At 36.1% G+C, this 15,608-nt stretch carries 20 protein-coding genes; 4 read left to right on the top strand and 16 right to left on the bottom strand.

What is annotated here, in order from left to right; translation table 11 throughout:
• The first annotated feature begins 182 nt into the window (after nt 1–182).
• Nucleotides 183–2,540: a bifunctional metallophosphatase/5'-nucleotidase gene (locus HCB38_RS10480; RefSeq protein WP_185638451.1), complete on the top strand. Its 2,358-nt coding sequence runs from the start codon at nt 183–185 to the stop codon at nt 2,538–2,540.
• Nucleotides 2,541–2,589: 49 nt separating this feature from the next.
• Here HCB38_RS10480 and HCB38_RS10475 read toward each other — a convergent pair whose 3' ends face one another.
• The 15 genes from HCB38_RS10475 to lmaD all read right to left on the bottom strand — a co-directional run bounded on the left by HCB38_RS10475 (nt 2,590) and on the right by lmaD (nt 13,000).
• Nucleotides 2,590–3,861, bottom strand: coding sequence for a phage baseplate protein (locus HCB38_RS10475; RefSeq protein ID WP_185319520.1), 1,272 nt, complete (start codon nt 3,859–3,861; stop codon nt 2,590–2,592).
• A 130-nt stretch (nt 3,862–3,991) separates the two neighbouring features.
• A complete protein-coding gene (locus HCB38_RS10470) occupies nt 3,992–4,414 on the bottom strand; it encodes a phage holin family protein (protein WP_185619762.1) in 423 nt (140 codons plus the stop codon).
• Nucleotides 4,415–4,432: 18 nt separating this feature from the next.
• The gene (locus HCB38_RS10465; RefSeq protein WP_185319522.1) at nt 4,433–4,969 is read right to left on the bottom strand and encodes a hypothetical protein; all 537 of its coding nucleotides are present in this window, start codon (nt 4,967–4,969) and stop codon (nt 4,433–4,435) included.
• Entirely contained in the window at nt 4,966–5,445 is a 480-nt protein-coding gene (locus HCB38_RS10460) for a hypothetical protein (protein WP_185319523.1), read from the bottom strand. The genes HCB38_RS10465 and HCB38_RS10460 overlap by 4 nt, the downstream gene beginning before the upstream one ends.
• 14 nt (nt 5,446–5,459) lie before the next feature.
• A complete protein-coding gene (locus HCB38_RS10455; RefSeq protein ID WP_185319524.1) occupies nt 5,460–6,035 on the bottom strand; it encodes an alpha-amylase in 576 nt (191 codons plus the stop codon).
• A gap of 14 nt (nt 6,036–6,049) precedes the next feature.
• Nucleotides 6,050–6,349 (bottom strand): CCA-adding enzyme, encoded by a 300-nt coding sequence (locus HCB38_RS10450; RefSeq protein WP_185319525.1) that lies wholly within the window; start codon nt 6,347–6,349, stop codon nt 6,050–6,052.
• Nucleotides 6,339–7,475 carry a phage tail protein gene (locus tag HCB38_RS10445; RefSeq protein WP_185638449.1) on the bottom strand — a complete coding sequence of 379 codons (1,137 nt, stop codon included), beginning with the start codon at nt 7,473–7,475 and terminating at the stop codon, nt 6,339–6,341. The genes HCB38_RS10450 and HCB38_RS10445 overlap by 11 nt, the downstream gene beginning before the upstream one ends.
• Before the next feature lie 9 nt (nt 7,476–7,484).
• Nucleotides 7,485–8,303, bottom strand: a complete 819-nt coding sequence (locus tag HCB38_RS10440) for a phage tail family protein (RefSeq protein ID WP_003759840.1) — start codon at nt 8,301–8,303, stop codon at nt 7,485–7,487.
• On the bottom strand, nt 8,300–10,168 hold the full coding sequence (locus HCB38_RS10435) for a phage tail protein (RefSeq protein ID WP_185638447.1): 1,869 nt from the start codon (nt 10,166–10,168) through the stop codon (nt 8,300–8,302). The genes HCB38_RS10440 and HCB38_RS10435 overlap by 4 nt, the downstream gene beginning before the upstream one ends.
• A complete protein-coding gene (locus HCB38_RS10430; RefSeq protein WP_185319528.1) occupies nt 10,155–10,559 on the bottom strand; it encodes a phenylalanine racemase in 405 nt (134 codons plus the stop codon). Before HCB38_RS10430 ends, HCB38_RS10435 begins: the two co-directional genes overlap by 14 nt.
• Nucleotides 10,560–10,600: 41 nt before the next feature.
• Entirely contained in the window at nt 10,601–10,903 is a 303-nt protein-coding gene (locus tag HCB38_RS10425; RefSeq protein ID WP_003721745.1) for a hypothetical protein, read from the bottom strand.
• Nucleotides 10,904–10,950: 47 nt separating this feature from the next.
• Nucleotides 10,951–11,463 (bottom strand): protein LmaA, encoded by a 513-nt coding sequence (gene lmaA / locus HCB38_RS10420; protein ID WP_003721744.1) that lies wholly within the window; start codon nt 11,461–11,463, stop codon nt 10,951–10,953.
• Nucleotides 11,464–11,475: 12 nt separating this feature from the next.
• A complete protein-coding gene (gene lmaB / locus HCB38_RS10415; protein ID WP_185319529.1) occupies nt 11,476–11,865 on the bottom strand; it encodes a protein LmaB in 390 nt (129 codons plus the stop codon).
• A gap of 278 nt (nt 11,866–12,143) precedes the next feature.
• A complete protein-coding gene (lmaC, locus tag HCB38_RS10410; RefSeq protein ID WP_185319530.1) occupies nt 12,144–12,560 on the bottom strand; it encodes a protein LmaC in 417 nt (138 codons plus the stop codon).
• An 11-nt stretch (nt 12,561–12,571) separates the two neighbouring features.
• Nucleotides 12,572–13,000, bottom strand: coding sequence for a protein LmaD (gene lmaD, locus HCB38_RS10405; protein ID WP_185319531.1), 429 nt, complete (start codon nt 12,998–13,000; stop codon nt 12,572–12,574).
• A 216-nt stretch (nt 13,001–13,216) separates the two neighbouring features.
• Here lmaD and HCB38_RS10400 point away from each other — a divergent pair, with 216 nt between their 5' ends.
• From HCB38_RS10400 to HCB38_RS10390, 3 genes are all read left to right on the top strand, one after another.
• Entirely contained in the window at nt 13,217–13,552 is a 336-nt protein-coding gene (locus HCB38_RS10400) for a helix-turn-helix transcriptional regulator (RefSeq protein WP_185319532.1), read from the top strand.
• Nucleotides 13,553–13,557: 5 nt separating this feature from the next.
• Nucleotides 13,558–14,010: an ImmA/IrrE family metallo-endopeptidase gene (locus tag HCB38_RS10395; RefSeq protein ID WP_185638445.1), complete on the top strand. Its 453-nt coding sequence runs from the start codon at nt 13,558–13,560 to the stop codon at nt 14,008–14,010.
• Between the two features lie 177 nt (nt 14,011–14,187).
• Entirely contained in the window at nt 14,188–14,883 is a 696-nt protein-coding gene (locus HCB38_RS10390) for a Crp/Fnr family transcriptional regulator (protein WP_185319534.1), read from the top strand.
• On the opposite strand, the gene HCB38_RS10385 is transcribed toward HCB38_RS10390, so the two are convergent.
• Nucleotides 14,853–15,551: an EAL domain-containing protein gene (locus HCB38_RS10385; RefSeq protein WP_185319535.1), complete on the bottom strand. Its 699-nt coding sequence runs from the start codon at nt 15,549–15,551 to the stop codon at nt 14,853–14,855. The genes HCB38_RS10390 and HCB38_RS10385 overlap by 31 nt on opposite strands.
• Nucleotides 15,552–15,608: the final 57 nt, after the last annotated feature.

Here is a 15,608-nt window from a genome sequence, read left to right as displayed (position 1 = left end):
ACCCTCCTTTTTCTCTAGTTTACCCTTTTTTCCGTCGAAATGAAAATATAGCCAAATATTATCACTACATTTACACAAAATCCATATTTCCTATTGCTAGGGTGATTCCTCTTTGCTACAATTATAGCTAGACACCCATGAGTTAGCGCTTACAAATTGCCACTGGCGAAAAAAGGGAGAGTGTGAAAGTGAACAAATTTTTCAAGAAAACTACACATGTTTTACTCGTAGCAGGGCTCACAATCGGACTTACAGCACCATTCACCGGGACAACAGCACAAGCAGCAGCAGATACAGTTCCTATCCAGATTTTGGGAATAAACGATTTCCACGGAGCGCTTGAAACAGCCTCTAAAGATGCATCGGGCTCACCAATTGGCGGAGCAGATTACTTAGCTACCAATTTGGATAATGCCACTAACTCATTTTTACAGGCAAATCCTGGAGCAACAACTGACAATGCTATCCGTGTTCAAGCAGGCGACATGGTCGGCGCAAGTCCAGCAGTATCAGGTTTACTTCAAGACGAGCCAACGATGAAAGTTCTCCAAAAAATGAATTTCGAAGTCGGCACATTAGGTAACCATGAGTTTGATGAAGGATTACCTGAATACAAACGAATTTTGGACGGAGTTTCTACAAACAAATTCGGACCAATCGTAGAAGCTTATCCACGCGTTAAAAGTGACATGAAAATCGTCGCAGCTAACGTGGTCAACAAAGGAACAAACACAGTCGCAGAAGGCTTTTTACCATATTATGTAAAAGAAATTGATGGTGTCAAAGTTGGCTTCATCGGTATCGTTACAACAGAAATTCCTAATTTAGTTCTTGCAAATCATATTAAAGACTACGATTTCCTTGATGAAGCAGAAACAATCGTTAAATACTCTGCTGAACTAAGAAATCAAGGCGTTAACGCAATCGTTGTTTTATCCCACGTTCCAGCACTTTCCACCGGAAACCCAAACACTGGAACAAAACAAGATGTAGCCGGGGAAGCTGCTAATATGATTACCAAAGCAAATGAATTAGACCCAAATAACTCGGTCGATTTAGTCCTTGCAGGGCACAATCACCAATACACAAACGGATTAGTTGGAAAAACTCGTATTGTTCAAAGTTACAACAATGGTAAAGCTTTTTCAGATGTAACTGGCGAACTTGATAAAACAACCGGCGATTTCGTTACACCACCTGACGCTAAAATTACATACAACACGAGAAGCGTCACACCAAATGCCGATATTACCACTGTAACCGAAGATGCGAAAAGCCGCATTGAAGGTGTTATCAACGAAACTATCGGACTAGCAAATAAAGACGTTATTTCTCGTGATACAAATCCAGATAACAAAGCAATTGATGATAAAGAATCCGAGCTCGGTAACATGATTACGGATGCACAACGTTACATGGCAAATAAAGCCGGCGCCGATGTCGATTTTGCTATGACTAACAATGGCGGAATCCGTTCTGATCTTACTACTCGTCTTGCAAATGGCCAAAACGAAATCACATGGGGTGCGGCTCAAGCTGTTCAACCATTTGGTAACATTTTGCAAGTAGTGGAAATGACTGGCGCTGATATTTTGGAAGCTCTAAACCAACAATATTTAAGCAACCAAACTTATTTCCTACAAATTTCTGGATTAAAATATACTTTCACTGATACAGATGATTTAGATCACGCGTATAAAGTGGCAAGTGTTACAACAGAAGATGGAACTCCTTTAAAAGCTGACCAAAAATACAAAGTCGTAATCAATGACTTCCTATTTGGCGGTGGCGATGGATTCTCAGCCTTTAAAAAAGCAAACCTAGTAACTGCAATCGACCCAGACACTGAAACATTCATCAACTACATCAAAGACCAAAAAGCTGCTGGAAAAGTCATTACAGCTCAAAAAGAAGGTCGTAAAGTCTACAAATCCCAAGCTGAAATCGACAAAGAAACCGAAGACGCAGCTATCAAAGCAATCAAAGATGCAACAAAAATCAATAAATTAGCTGAAAAAGATAAAAATCTAACTGGAACTACTTTGCCTGGCGCAACTGTCTCCGTTCAAAAAGCAACTGCTAATGCAAAAATGGCACTCGCTGCCGGACCTAACGCAACAGCTGACGCAAACGGTAAGTTTTCCGTAGATGTTACTTCTTTAAACCTCAAAAAGGGTGACCAAGTAACAACAACAATCACTGACACAAACGGCTACAGCACCACTTTCCAAGCAACTGTTCAAGAAGCAGCTTCAACTACCCCTCCAGATAATGGAAACGGTAATGGTGGAACGGACAATGGCAACGGAAATAACGGCGAAACAGATGGAAATAGTGGCACAGATAACGGTAATGGCTCCGGAAATACTGGCGGAACTACAACTACCGAAGACCCAACAACCTCTACACCAAATACATCTAACACAGGGACACCTTCCAACACTTCCCTACCAACCACTGGTGATACAGCAGGACTTGCAACTGTGTTTGGAGCTATTTTAACAGCTACCGCGCTTTATACTTTGCGTAAAAGAAGTTAATAAAGAAAAAACCCACTAATAGCTCCTTTATTAGTGGGTTTCCTTTATATTAACGTAAATTGTAACCTTCTACAGATAGAATAATCGAATTAGCATAAGGATCAACTAGAGCATCCCAGCCTGTAGGTTTCATTCTCCGTGCTCTTGCATTAGCGACACGCATTTTAGAAGTTGTAAATTCAACAATAAAGTAATAGATAGTAGCAAACCCATCTCCTTGTAAGACAATATTAGAAAGATCAACTCGCGGATAATCTTCTAATTTTTTCACATGAAAACTCTCTTGACGTCGAACACCGTCACCGTGCATCCATGACACTACAATATACTCAAAATTAGCTATATCTCTTGGTAAATATACTGTACTAGTATCATTTCCTTTTAACTGGCCTTCAAATAGAGTTGCTGATGCAGGTCTTTTTCGACTAAACTTATTTGTAAAATCATCACTATTATTTAAATTTGTTATTGTATATAATTTATTACGTCTTCGAACCGTCTTCCCATCACCACTATTTCCACCAGTAAAGACTGTTTGTACTAAAACCGGTTCCCCCGTTTTGCTTACAAAAAAGTCCATACCTTCTGGCTCGCGGTATTTGTTAAAGGGCTCACCCAGCTCATCATCACTACCCCACGAAATCCATTGCTTGTCATACAAACTACCGTCAATGAGGGAATGCGTGTACAAGTAACATTTACTTACAGGATCAAGCGCTGTACCTCCTGGACCAATCGCAATATAAACTTTATCACCAAAACCAGCAAATCCTTGTAAATAGCCATAGGTTTTATTTCCTACGTCAAACTTAATCGAGCTATCTGTAGCACCTTGCTCAAATTCCGCAAGTGAAAATTTCATCACTGTAGCTGTATTATCTGCTAATAAGGTAAAAACAAATACATCATCATTTGAAATACTAATATTTAATGATTTTTTTTGTTTAAAATCTCCTAATTTCTTAGCTTTAGAAGAGTTTTCAGTGATGGTTGTGTCCTTCTCAAATTCAAATTTATATACAACTTTATCTCCACTAGAAGTATGAATCGGTGCATAAATATAGTCTTTTCCATTGATAGTTTTTACACCATATGCAGAATTATGAGTACCTCCGACTAGTAACATTTTCCCCATAACTTCACCATTATTATCAATTTGATAAATAGTAGCATCATTTGGCTCTACCCGTGCTGTTTGAGAAACTCCGTACACATAAGAATCACTAATCATAATAAACTGAAACGGCTCCCAGCAATTTACAAGTGTTGCCAAATTGTCCTGCGCTTTTTTAATATCAAATTCTTTTACTAATTCATTCATTTAATATTCCTCCTACAATTTTATTTCTTTATTTGAAAATCCACTTCACTCCTGCAACAATTCCCACACAATAATCCTTTTGATATTCCTTTGATTTCAAAATTTTTATGTGCTATCACAGAAATCTACATCAATCCATATTTTTGTCATGATCATCCTCCTTGTTTCCCGATTTCGCATCAAAAATCAAAATTAAATTTTTCAATACTTCCGGGACCTTCATTCCCATTCGAACGAAATTTTCCAATATAGAAATCAGCTCATTCGCCAAATAGAAAAAGATAACCGCATCCCGCGTCGTATTATGCGTTCCCAGAATCAAATCTATTTGATGCGCAATAGCCACTAAAATCAAGATAGCGATTTTTTTCGCGATTCCTTTGAAACCCATTTTGCTGCTAAGTTCACCAAGATACCCTGAAGCGAGTAGCCCGGAAATATAGTCAGCTACAATAAAGCACACCAGCACTTTTACCAATAAATCCACTTCCCCAAACAAGTATCCAAACACCGCGCCAAAACCTAAAATCCCAATTTTTAGTATGACTTCCATGGAAAACCTCCTTTTTAATTACATAACTGTTAATAGGCGTAATGCCCAAGCCCCATAATTCGAGTTATCAAAATGTCCCGAAACACCTGTTGTTGATACATACAAGTACTTTCTATCACCATATGTTGTTGAAGGCATCTGAATCAAAATACCTCTCCCTGCAATCTCTGCTAACTGAGCTTTTGATAGGAATACAGAATGATAATAATAGTCTTGTGGTGTATTATTTACAGGATCATATCGACTAAATAGTAATGTAATTCCAAATTTCAATTTAGAGGCGTCCCATTTAAATGATTGTCCAGCCCCCATTAGATTAGCCCCTTTGAAAATAACAGTTCCTTCACCAATAGTATCCACATAATTTTTGGCACTATTCAAAGCTGTATTCGCCTTTTGTTCCGCACCTGAAATAGTTTCTTTATCATTCCATGTCGCCTTTTCTTCATCTGTAACACTCACAAGCCCTTTAACAGCCTCGGCGTGTGTTTCTGGATAGAATTGCTCTAACGTTCCATGTTCGTTTTTCTCTGACATTTTTACAATTTTAGTCATTCTATAACCTCCTTAATAGTTTCCAGTGCGATTATTGGCATCGCATCTATTTTTTCTTTATCTTCTTTTGATAAAAAGCCACTTTCACTAGTTGATGCTTCTGGATGAGTATGGTTTATTTCCGCCGCCTCTACATCAACTGCAAATAAGTCGACAATTCCTGTTTTACCGTTTACACTTGTTACGCCTGCTTCCGGAGATACTAATTGATCTATTTTTTGTTTATCAAAAGAACTCATAAATCCATCTGTTGTGTATGTTGCGACTTCATGTTCATGGATTTTCTTAGCAGCATGTAGGTCTTCTGCTTCTAGTAATACTCTGCCAGCCTTTCCATTGACGCTAACGACACCGGTTGGAATCTGACCAGAAACATATTCTGTCAGTCCAACAATTCCCGCTACATGTGTCTCTGGATAAAATTGTTCTTTAGAATTATCGTCTTTTGTTTGTAGCATTCGTTTAATTTCAGTCATTCTTCACTCCTCCTTTACGCACCAGCTGACTCCATTTGGTAACGTTCATTCGTCCCTAACTTTGCAAAAACTAAACTTGTTAAACTTTCTGAAAAGCTCGTTTCACTAGTCTTTTCAAGAACAATATCTGCATTCTCATTGAAGCTTGATATATTTAAAAAACAAACTGTTTGGGCTTCAGTAATTGATTTGCTGGTCAATAAACCAATATCTTGTTTATCCATGCTTATAACATTATCCACATCAAAATGTGCCGTGCTTTTCTTGCTAAAAATTTGCTGTTCTAGATTTAGACGTTCTCTTAAAACCGGATACCTAGTGCCAAATGCATCAGATCTGGCATCAACAACTTCACTTAGCTGTTCTGTTCCGCTAATCAGCTCGTTAACTCTTGCATTCACTGCTTTATCAACTGTTTCAATTTTGGCATTTAAGGTAGCATCTGCTTTGTTCACGTAGGTATAAATCTTATCTATTCCCGAAGAAATAAAGTTAGACCAATCCATTAATTTTTGCCAATTGTCATTGGTTTTATTTCTAAATTCTCGACCTTGAAGAAGCATTTCCCATTTCCACAAATCCAACTTCATACGCAACCTCCTCTCTATTCCAATTTCGTCGTCTTTAGCTCACCTGTATTTGTCACTATTATTTTGAAATTAGAACCATTTTCCGAAACTAAAATTGAATCTTGTTTTTTATTCCAATTTGAAATATCGCTTGCAGTCACATTATTTTTTTCTGCATTCGCTTCAATTCCATTTAATTTGACTTTATCATTTGGAGTCATTAATCCAGAAGCGTTTGTTGAAACTTCATTAAGACCTTCGACAGCAGTTACATGTGTTTTCGGATAGAAAACTGTTTCATCCACATTTTTCAAAACTCTAATTTCAGTCGCCATCTACAACACCTACTACTTCCGTTAAAATCCGCGAATCATATGCATTCATTGCGATGCTTGAAAACGAATTAATCTTATTTGTATCTACGCTAGCCTTTTTCACTTGATTTGCAATTTGAGTCTGAATTCGGACCATATCACGTCGCGAATTGCTAAAACCAATTTCTTGAAATTTCTTACTCCACGGATGAGCTGATTTAATTCTCGTAACCTTCACTTCCGTTTCAAATCCCATTGATTCATGAATAAAGTACCAAATATCTCGTTCTGTAACTGCTTCTTCTCCTCTATAAGTAATTGTTAAAGAGGTTTCCGGAACATCCAGAATCTGTTTTTTGGCAAAATCCAATAAATCGTTATTATTCGTAATTTTATCGTCGGTTTTTGAATTGGCCATTCTTTTTCCATAAATAGAAACGTTAGGCGAAGTATAGGTAACAACCGCCATATATTTATTATCTCCCGTTAGCTTGTCGGCATTTTCTTTTTGTTTGCCATAGCATTTAATCTCTGTTTTTAAATTATCAGTATTTGTATCCACTGAAACATCTTCTGTATTGTATAAATAGCGTAATTGCTTCTCTGTTTTCAAGTACCAACTCGTTTCATCATAAAAATAAAGTTTTTTATTATCAGCAAATAGTATTGCCCCAAATTCTTCCAAACATAAATTCACTAATTCTAATCCATTTTTATTTCCTAAATCCTCTAACTCGACTAATGGAAAACTACCTTGTATTTCATGAGAAAATCCTAGCTCATTGTCTTTTAGCACAAATTCCATTACCGTCTGAATCGAATATTTTTTTCGTCCCGTTTTCACGTTATACTGAACATGATCTTGCACTGTATAACTTATATGCTGGGCAGTTATTTGTTTAGAAATCGTTTTTCCAACGGCTTTAGGAGTACATTTTTTTATGACAAATTGTTGACCTTGATAAGTTAGAATTGCCTCATTTCCAACCAGATTGAATACATCAGCATTCTGTTTTGTTTTATTAACTGTAAATGAAATGGAACGACTCGTGTTTTTTTCATAATCATAAGAAAAAGAGCCATAATCAATATCTGTTAAAATCTCTTCTACTTCTTTATCCATACTTTGAATAATCAAATAATCCATACTTATCACCTACCGATAAATGAACGGAAAATTAAAAGCAATAGTTATATCCGTTACACCTTTAATTTCAAATTCATTCCATCCTTTTTCAAGGGTAATAATGCCGTGATTTGTGTCTTTTCCAACGCGACGATTATTTACAAGCGGATAGATATTATTTAACAGCAAAACATCCGTCTTTTTGAGTTCATTACGATATTGAAATGAATCACCGGTTGTTAAATTATTAATAGTCGGGATTCCATTTGCCGTCATAGCTATGTCTAGCTCATGTCGCATCAACGGATTAACCCGATCACTTCCTGCATTATAAACACGAAATGTATTCTCTTTAAAAACATAAAACAAATCATCTCGGTTAGATAAATTCATGCCCATTTGCCATAAATCCACTTCAAAAGTCATTGGGTCTAGGCTTGTACCACGAGATTCTGCATAGCCCTTAAAAACATCAAACTCTAAATTGAGAAGCCCGACCCGATCTGATTCACGACTAAAATCAAATGGTTTTGGATGCACTTCATACCGAATTCCCGGCATTTGATCACTCCAAATATAATAACTATCTCGCTGAAATAAGAACTCATAAATTTCTCTAACTGCTAAATGGTAATCCGGTATATCAAGTGCCTGTAAATTGCATTTTGCTGAAAAAATAAAGGGTTTAAATTGGATAGTACCTGGAATAACTCCGTCCGTTCCAGAAATCTCAGCAGTTTCCATACTTAATTGCGGACTTTGCCTCGCTACTTCTTGAACGGAAAGTCCAGGAAATGTTTCACTAAGCGAATGAATTTTTCCATTTAGTTCTAAAAATAAGTCACTCATGAATAAGCCGCACCTCCCATTGTATAATTGTATTGATCAAACAAGTTTGCCTGGTTACGACTAACTACTTCAGATACAACTTTATCGTCCATTTTAATAACTGGATTTTTTTGTAGTAAGCGTTCTAGAAGGTTTTCTACTCTAGCTAAATCAGTGCCTTGGTTTGTAAAGAGCATTGATTTATTACCACGCGCACTTTCTCTTGCGTATTTCATCGTTGCATCGTGCGGAATTACTTGAGAACCAGATGGTAAAACAACCATTTCACCACGCCCGCCTTCATTCATTCGAGCAAAGCCACCCTGGAAGTTTGTCGTTCCGGAGATTAATTGTGGTATTTTACCAATTTCAACGCCTGGAATCTTATTAATTAAACCAATCGCTGAATTAATCCCTCGAATTACCACATTTACAAAACCTTTGACATTATCTACTACAGTTTGAATTGCGCTTGAAACACCATCGAAAATATTTCCTACAAAATCAGTTAAACCACCCCAAGCACTTTTAATTCCCTCAAAGACACCTGTGATAATGCGCTTCACTCCGTTAAACACTGATGAAACTGTAGTAGAAATACCTGTAATGACTGATTTAATTCCATTAATAATTCCAGAAATCGTCGACATAATGGCATTCCAAATTTTGGATGCAACAGTAAATACCATTTGGAAAGCAGCTCCAATAATTGTTACGATAATCGTAAAGATATTTGTAATAAAGCCAATAATTGGTTGCACAATCCCGATAACCGCCGTAATAACACTCGCAATAAAGCTAATAATTTTCCCAATAACGCTTGCAATTGTCGTTGCAATAATAACTACATAGCTAATAATCGTCGTGATAATCGAAACAATAACGCCAATAATCGTCATTACAATCGGCATAATTTTACTTATATAAGAAATAATCGTTACAACAATTTGTACAACCACTGTCGCGATTTGCATAATTATCGGAATTAGAAATTGAATAACGCTCATAATACCTTGAATTACTGTCATAATGCTTGGTAACAGCGCTGAAACAAGCGACATAACAACTTGAACAATCTGCATAATAACTGGCATAAGCATTGAAATCAGCATATTAATAAAAGGCATTAATTGAGCTAACAACTGGGCAAAAAAGCTAATAAACTGCATAACCATAGGCATTAATGCTGCACCAATTTGCATGACTGCTGTGACAATTTGCATAATAATCGGCATTAGACTAGCTACAAGTTGACCGAACAACTGCGCAACCTGAGTTACGACTGACATCACGGTATTTCGGAACGATTCATTTGTCGTCATCAAGTACGTAAAAGCAGCAACTAGCGCTACAATCCCGATAATTACTAACCCCATTGGAGAAGTCAGTTTACTCATAATCCCTCCAACGCCACCAATAGAAGACATTAACCCACCTAAATGAGTCTTCAATTCCATAAAGCCACTAGCTAGATTTGTAATTCCTTGAACCCCACCAGATACTCCACTAAGCATAGTACTCATGCCACCAATTCCTGTCGCTAAACTTGAAAATAATGTACCATTTTGGACACTTGATCCTAAATTTTTAAACGCATCCGTGATTCCACTAACTGAGCCAATTGCTGTACCAAATCCTGATGTAATCGCTTCACTACTAGAACCAAGTTGTCCAAACGCTGAACTAATAGTCCCGAGGCCCGACTGTAAACCGCTTAAAGACTCAGAAATTTTTGATCCAGGATCGGCATTTCCAACATCTTCAATGGTCATTTTAAGCTCTGAAAATCGTTGTTCAACCATAGTTGCCATTTCATCTAATCTACCAACTTGCGCTGTTAGGACGCTCTCATTCAGTTCAAATGTAATACTTTTAGACTCCGCCATTCACTTTCCCCCTTTCTTCTTTATTTTTAGGTCTTCGCAACCCGTTTGCACCATAAATCCGGTCAATCCACGCTTTACCTTCCTTCGCTTCATTCTCGGAAATTGCTTGAAGTGCATTTACTGTATAATTAACATCGGCTTTCTTCTGACGTTTTTTATGCAAGTCGATAAAACGTGAATTTCGTTTTCGATTGAGATTTTGTTCCGCATTTAAAACTGCATTTCGAAGCATAGTAGATTCAAAAATCACCTTGTTTTCCCATTCTTTCATGATGAAATTTTTCTCCACTTCAGTAAGTTCTTCAAAATCATGCTTGGACATCTGAAAATTAACTACAAAAAAAGCGAATTGTTTTTCCAAATCAAAATCATGGGTCATTTCACTATCCACTTCTTCGTCCTCAGCACCAAAATACTCAAATTCAATCTGTTTTAACGGAACAAAAAACCCATATCCTCTTGCAATTTCTCAATAACAGCTACATTAAGCGAAATTAAGCCTTGTTCTTCTACTAATTTGTCGAAAATCTCCAAAGCTTCTTTTTGTTTTACAGGTACTAAGCCTTTTTCTTCCACAAGTCCTGAAACAAATAGCGTTTCAATCACTTGATAGCTCAAAATCCCTTTATTCGCAGTCAAAGCTGCAACTAAACTAATCCCTGATGTTAATTCCACCGTTTTAACTTTTTGTTTATTAAATCGTAAAATATAAGTTGTATCATTCACTTCAAACATTTATTTTCCTCCTAAGGGAAAGCCACTTATTTCAGTGGCTTTCTATTTTATTCTGCTGGTGCTACAGGTGTTTCGCCGGGCATTTGATCTCCGCCCTCAGTAATAGTCAAATCAACAAGCGCTCCCATTCCGTCTAGTTTTACAGAGTAAGTCATCGCTTCATCAAAAGGCGCTTCAAAACTATAGTCAGCTACGATTGCCAAACCACCGAAAAGACCTTTTTTAGATGCTTGATTAATGATTTTCACACAAACCGGGCTATCACTTTCGAAATATTTCGCCAATTCTTTGTGAGACTCTGCATCAGCAACATATAACCCGTCATTTTCAATTGACCATTCTTTCATACCGCCAATTTTGGATTTCCATCCGCCAACTGTATCTTTAGATGTAATTTCAATGCTATCTTTAGAACGGTTTACAGTTAGACCTTGTTGGCCCGCAACCGCCAATAGTTTATCCCCCGCTGCGTTAAAAACTGCTAAAATAACATCTTTCCCCGCGACCGCTTTAGCAGCTCCCGGTGTATAATCACAATATAAATTTTCTTCAAATGCCATTAATATTTCCCCCTAAATTTTTACTTTTAATTCACGACAAATACTTACTTCAAAACTGGTTTTTGCGTGAATTAACGTATTTTCTTTGACTAAATTTTGTTTTCCGAAATGACGAACTGCAATTAATTTGTATCCTTCAGGCAAAGTGAAGCCTGTTTGGATAAGCGTATCAATTTTTTCGACTCCTGCTAAGTCCTGCTCGTTTGTATAATGATGGATTGCAAAACGGTATTTTTCTTTCCAGGCAGTTTGGCTTTCTTCTTCCTCTTGATCAATCATCTCCATCATAGTTGTAGGCAATTCCACTTGGTCACGCATTACGATAGAAACATCTAGTCCACCTTTTTCCTGGAGCATTGTTCTCACTGCTTCCAAAACTCTCATGAAGCTCAAACTCTTCACCAAGCGTTCACTCCTTTAAAAAGAAAAGTAAAGTTCGGTCGAGACCACATTTGATAATTTATTCCTCCGAACTTTACTTTCCAAAATAGAATATTTGTTTATCTCAACGGATGAAAAATCCAATCATAAAAACAAATTTCTTGTAAAACATCATTTATTATCAGAAAATCGGTGCACCTTCATTCTGATGCAGCTTTTATTGTCATCCGCTTACTGGACAATTTGCTTACTTTTATATTAACGGGAAAAAGACGTTTCAAAATATCACGAAAGTATCATCATTTCCTTACTAAAATTCCCATTATCGTCGCAAGTTCTATTACTGCTCGTTTTTTTATCCGTTTAAACTGGGCAATTTCATATGGTAAATCCATCATTATCGCCACATCCTGTTTTCGTTCCACATAACACTCCATCAAAATAGTGCGATATAGCTCATCCATCTGGTTTAACATTTCTGTATATTTCTCCACCAACCATCGTGCTTCGAAGATGATTTCTTTATTATATCTAGCAGAAAAACCTACTCGCTCAAACTGCGGCTCTTCCAAAAAACCATCTCTAAGCACGTGTGGCTTTTTTGATAACCCGGTAATCATCCGAAACCGCTCAAAATCTACAAAAAATCGTTTTACTTCATGGACAGTTTTTATATAATTAATATCCTTATTTTCTGGTAAAACTAAAACTTGCATTTTATCACTCCTTAATTATGGGCTTCATTAATTACAAAAGCTTCGTACTGACATTCAATAACAGCATCAGGCAAAGCGCCTATTTCATCTTTTGATTTGCCTAGATGAAAAGCTAATACATCAATCATTTCTTGCTGAACCGATTGCGACTTTTTTCTATTTAAACCTTTTTTTCGCTTCCATTCTGCAAGTGACGATCTCGATATCCCGATTAACTTACTAATTTGTAAATCTGTTTTGGTCCTTTTGTATTCTCGATACTCACTAGGTGTTAAAATAAGTAGTTTTTGTTCCGCCGTTAAAAGCCCTTTTTCTCTATCCCCTAGTGCTTCAAAAAACTCCAACTCTTCTATCAAACGCTTTCGAATAAATCGATTTTCTTCTTGTTCCAGTTGAAAAATCAGTTGGATTTGCTTTTCTTTTAAAAGTTTTCTATCCATCCATTTCCACTTCCATCTCATAAATTAATATAGTAGCTTTGTCACCAATTCGGTGCCATCGGTACAAAATCAGCCGCATTTATTTTCTAGCTCTACACATATTATAGCACCAATTTGGTTACAGGTAAACTTTATCCGACAAATATGTTCGAAAAAGTTCCATTTTGGTGCTAAAAATGCTATACTGAAGCCATAAACCTGTGGAGGACAATTATTATGGAGTTAAATAAATTTGTAGGAAATAAAATAAAACAATATCGTGAGGAGCGAGGCCTAAATCAAGAAGCATTAGCAGAAAAGCTTCATACGACGCGCCAAACTATTAGTCGTTATGAAAATGGCGATCGTAAAGCCAATCAAGATGTTTTATTTGAACTTGCAAAAATCTTCAATAAACGATTAGATGACTTTTTTCCTGAAAGAAATTTACCACCTGTTGACGAGCGCTCGATGACGATTGCGGCCCATATTGATGACGATGTTACAGAGGAAGAAATGCGAGATATTTTAGCTTATATAGAGATGAAGAAAAAACTCCATCGCGGGATGTGATTTTATTGTACGAAAAATTGGTATACAAATACCAAGATGAGGTAACCATAAGAGAAGAAAAAATGCCTTACAAATTACCAGGCTTATATTTGAATGGGATGATTTTTATAAGCAAAGACAAATCCTCCATTGAAAAAGGTTGCATTTTAGTGGAAGAATTAATGCATTATAAGTACACAGTAGGAAATATTACAAAACAAGAAAGCCTTTCAGATAAAAAACAAGAACTGTTTGCTCGTCGGAAAGGTTATGAAGAATTAATTCCTCTTGAAGATATTATCACTTGTTTTTATCTTGGTTTAAGAGAGTATTTTGAGGTTGCTGAATTTTTAGAAGTAACCGAGGAATTTTTACGACACACTGTTTCTCATTATGCGGAAAAATACGGGCCGATGTATGATTGCGGAGAATATCTAATCAATTTTGGCAACTCTATTGATGTTTATAAAAAATTTTAAAAAAAGACTCTTCTGCTAGAGTCTTTTTTAAATACAATTCCACAAAAATATAACGATTGAGTGTCGTTTTTTTGTCTAAATTGTGACGATATTTTTGATTCAGTATCTTTTTTACAAAAATAGAAGTACAGTTGTTACGTAGGAGATAAAAATTTCATTTGTATAGGAGTTTTAATGATGTTCCACACTACTGATTTTTCTGATATTTTTTCAAGCGATTTTTCTAGTAAGGTTTCTTTCAAAAAAGGAGATATTATTCATTTATTTAAAGATAGCCAAAAAAAGCCGCCTCAAATCGGTCTTATTTTGGAAGGCACTGCTGTTTTAGAGGGCCCCACCAAAGAAGGACGCTGGATGGTAAATGCACTTATTTCTGAAAAAGGAATCTTTGGAATGGAAAGTTTACTCGAAACGAAAAAGGCTCCAGAACCTATTGAATATCGTGTACGTGCAGTAGAAGATGGAAACACACTATTCATTGATCGAGAATTTTTTCTTAATTACTTATATGCAAACCCACAATTCTTCCATCTTGTTCTTGATGATGTAATTGTTAGATATTTATTCACTGCAAAAAATTATAAAAATATTAACCAACCACCAATAATCAAAGTGACTCGTATTTTTGTGGAAATTATTGAACTACTGAATCTTCATCAAACAGAAGGAACGATTACTTTACCTTCATATATCACGCAAACATTTTTAGCTGATTATTGCCGTTCTAGTCGAGCTAGAATTACTGAAGCATTAGAAGCGTTACGTAAAAACGGACTATTAATATCTAAAAAACCGGTTACTATTCACTCACATGAAAAACTTCTTGATCAAATAGATATTTTTCAAACAGGGAATGGTTTATTAACTAAGTAACCTTGAAAAATGGAGACACCATGGCTTTCTAAGATTGCCATGGTTTCTTTTGTTTCAATACCCTCGACCACAAAATCGAGATTATTTTTATACGCAAAATTTGCCCAAGCTTTAATGAATAACAGTAAATCCTCTAAATCAATTTTTTTAAAATGAATTAAAGAGAACTTAATTTCTATTATGTAAGGAAGATAACTAAGTACGCGCTCTAAACTGTTGAGTCCACAGCTAACATCATCTATTGCAACATGAAACCCTAATCCATGAATTATTTTAATTTTATTTAAAATAAAAGCATCCTTATCATTAGCATTTAAATGTCTCTTATGAGCAGGCACATCAAAAATATCTTCTGTCATTTCTATAGTAATGCGATGACTCTCACTTTTTAGTTTATCTAATAAATGTAGTGTTTCCATATAAAAAAGTTGTTGTGGTGCTATATTTATTGCAAACCGATCACTTGGATATTTTTTTAGGACTTCCAAAAAAGCGGCACAAAACCATTCACAAAAGGTAAGGTATAATTCTTCGTCCGCAAGTACACCTTCTAACTCTGACAAAGGAAATCTAGGAACCTCACTATCGTCGCGTAAAAGTATTTCGTATTCTACAATATTACCTTGAAGAATATCTAGCTTTGGTTGAATAAAAAGTTGAAATTTCATTGCGTCCTATCACCTTCCCTTTTCTCTTTTCTATTCTAATACATTTTTAGTACTAAT

This window comes from Listeria farberi (assembly GCF_014229295.1).
GTDB lineage: Bacteria > Bacillota > Bacilli > Lactobacillales > Listeriaceae > Listeria > Listeria farberi.
This window is presented reverse-complemented; position numbering and strand designations above follow the sequence as displayed.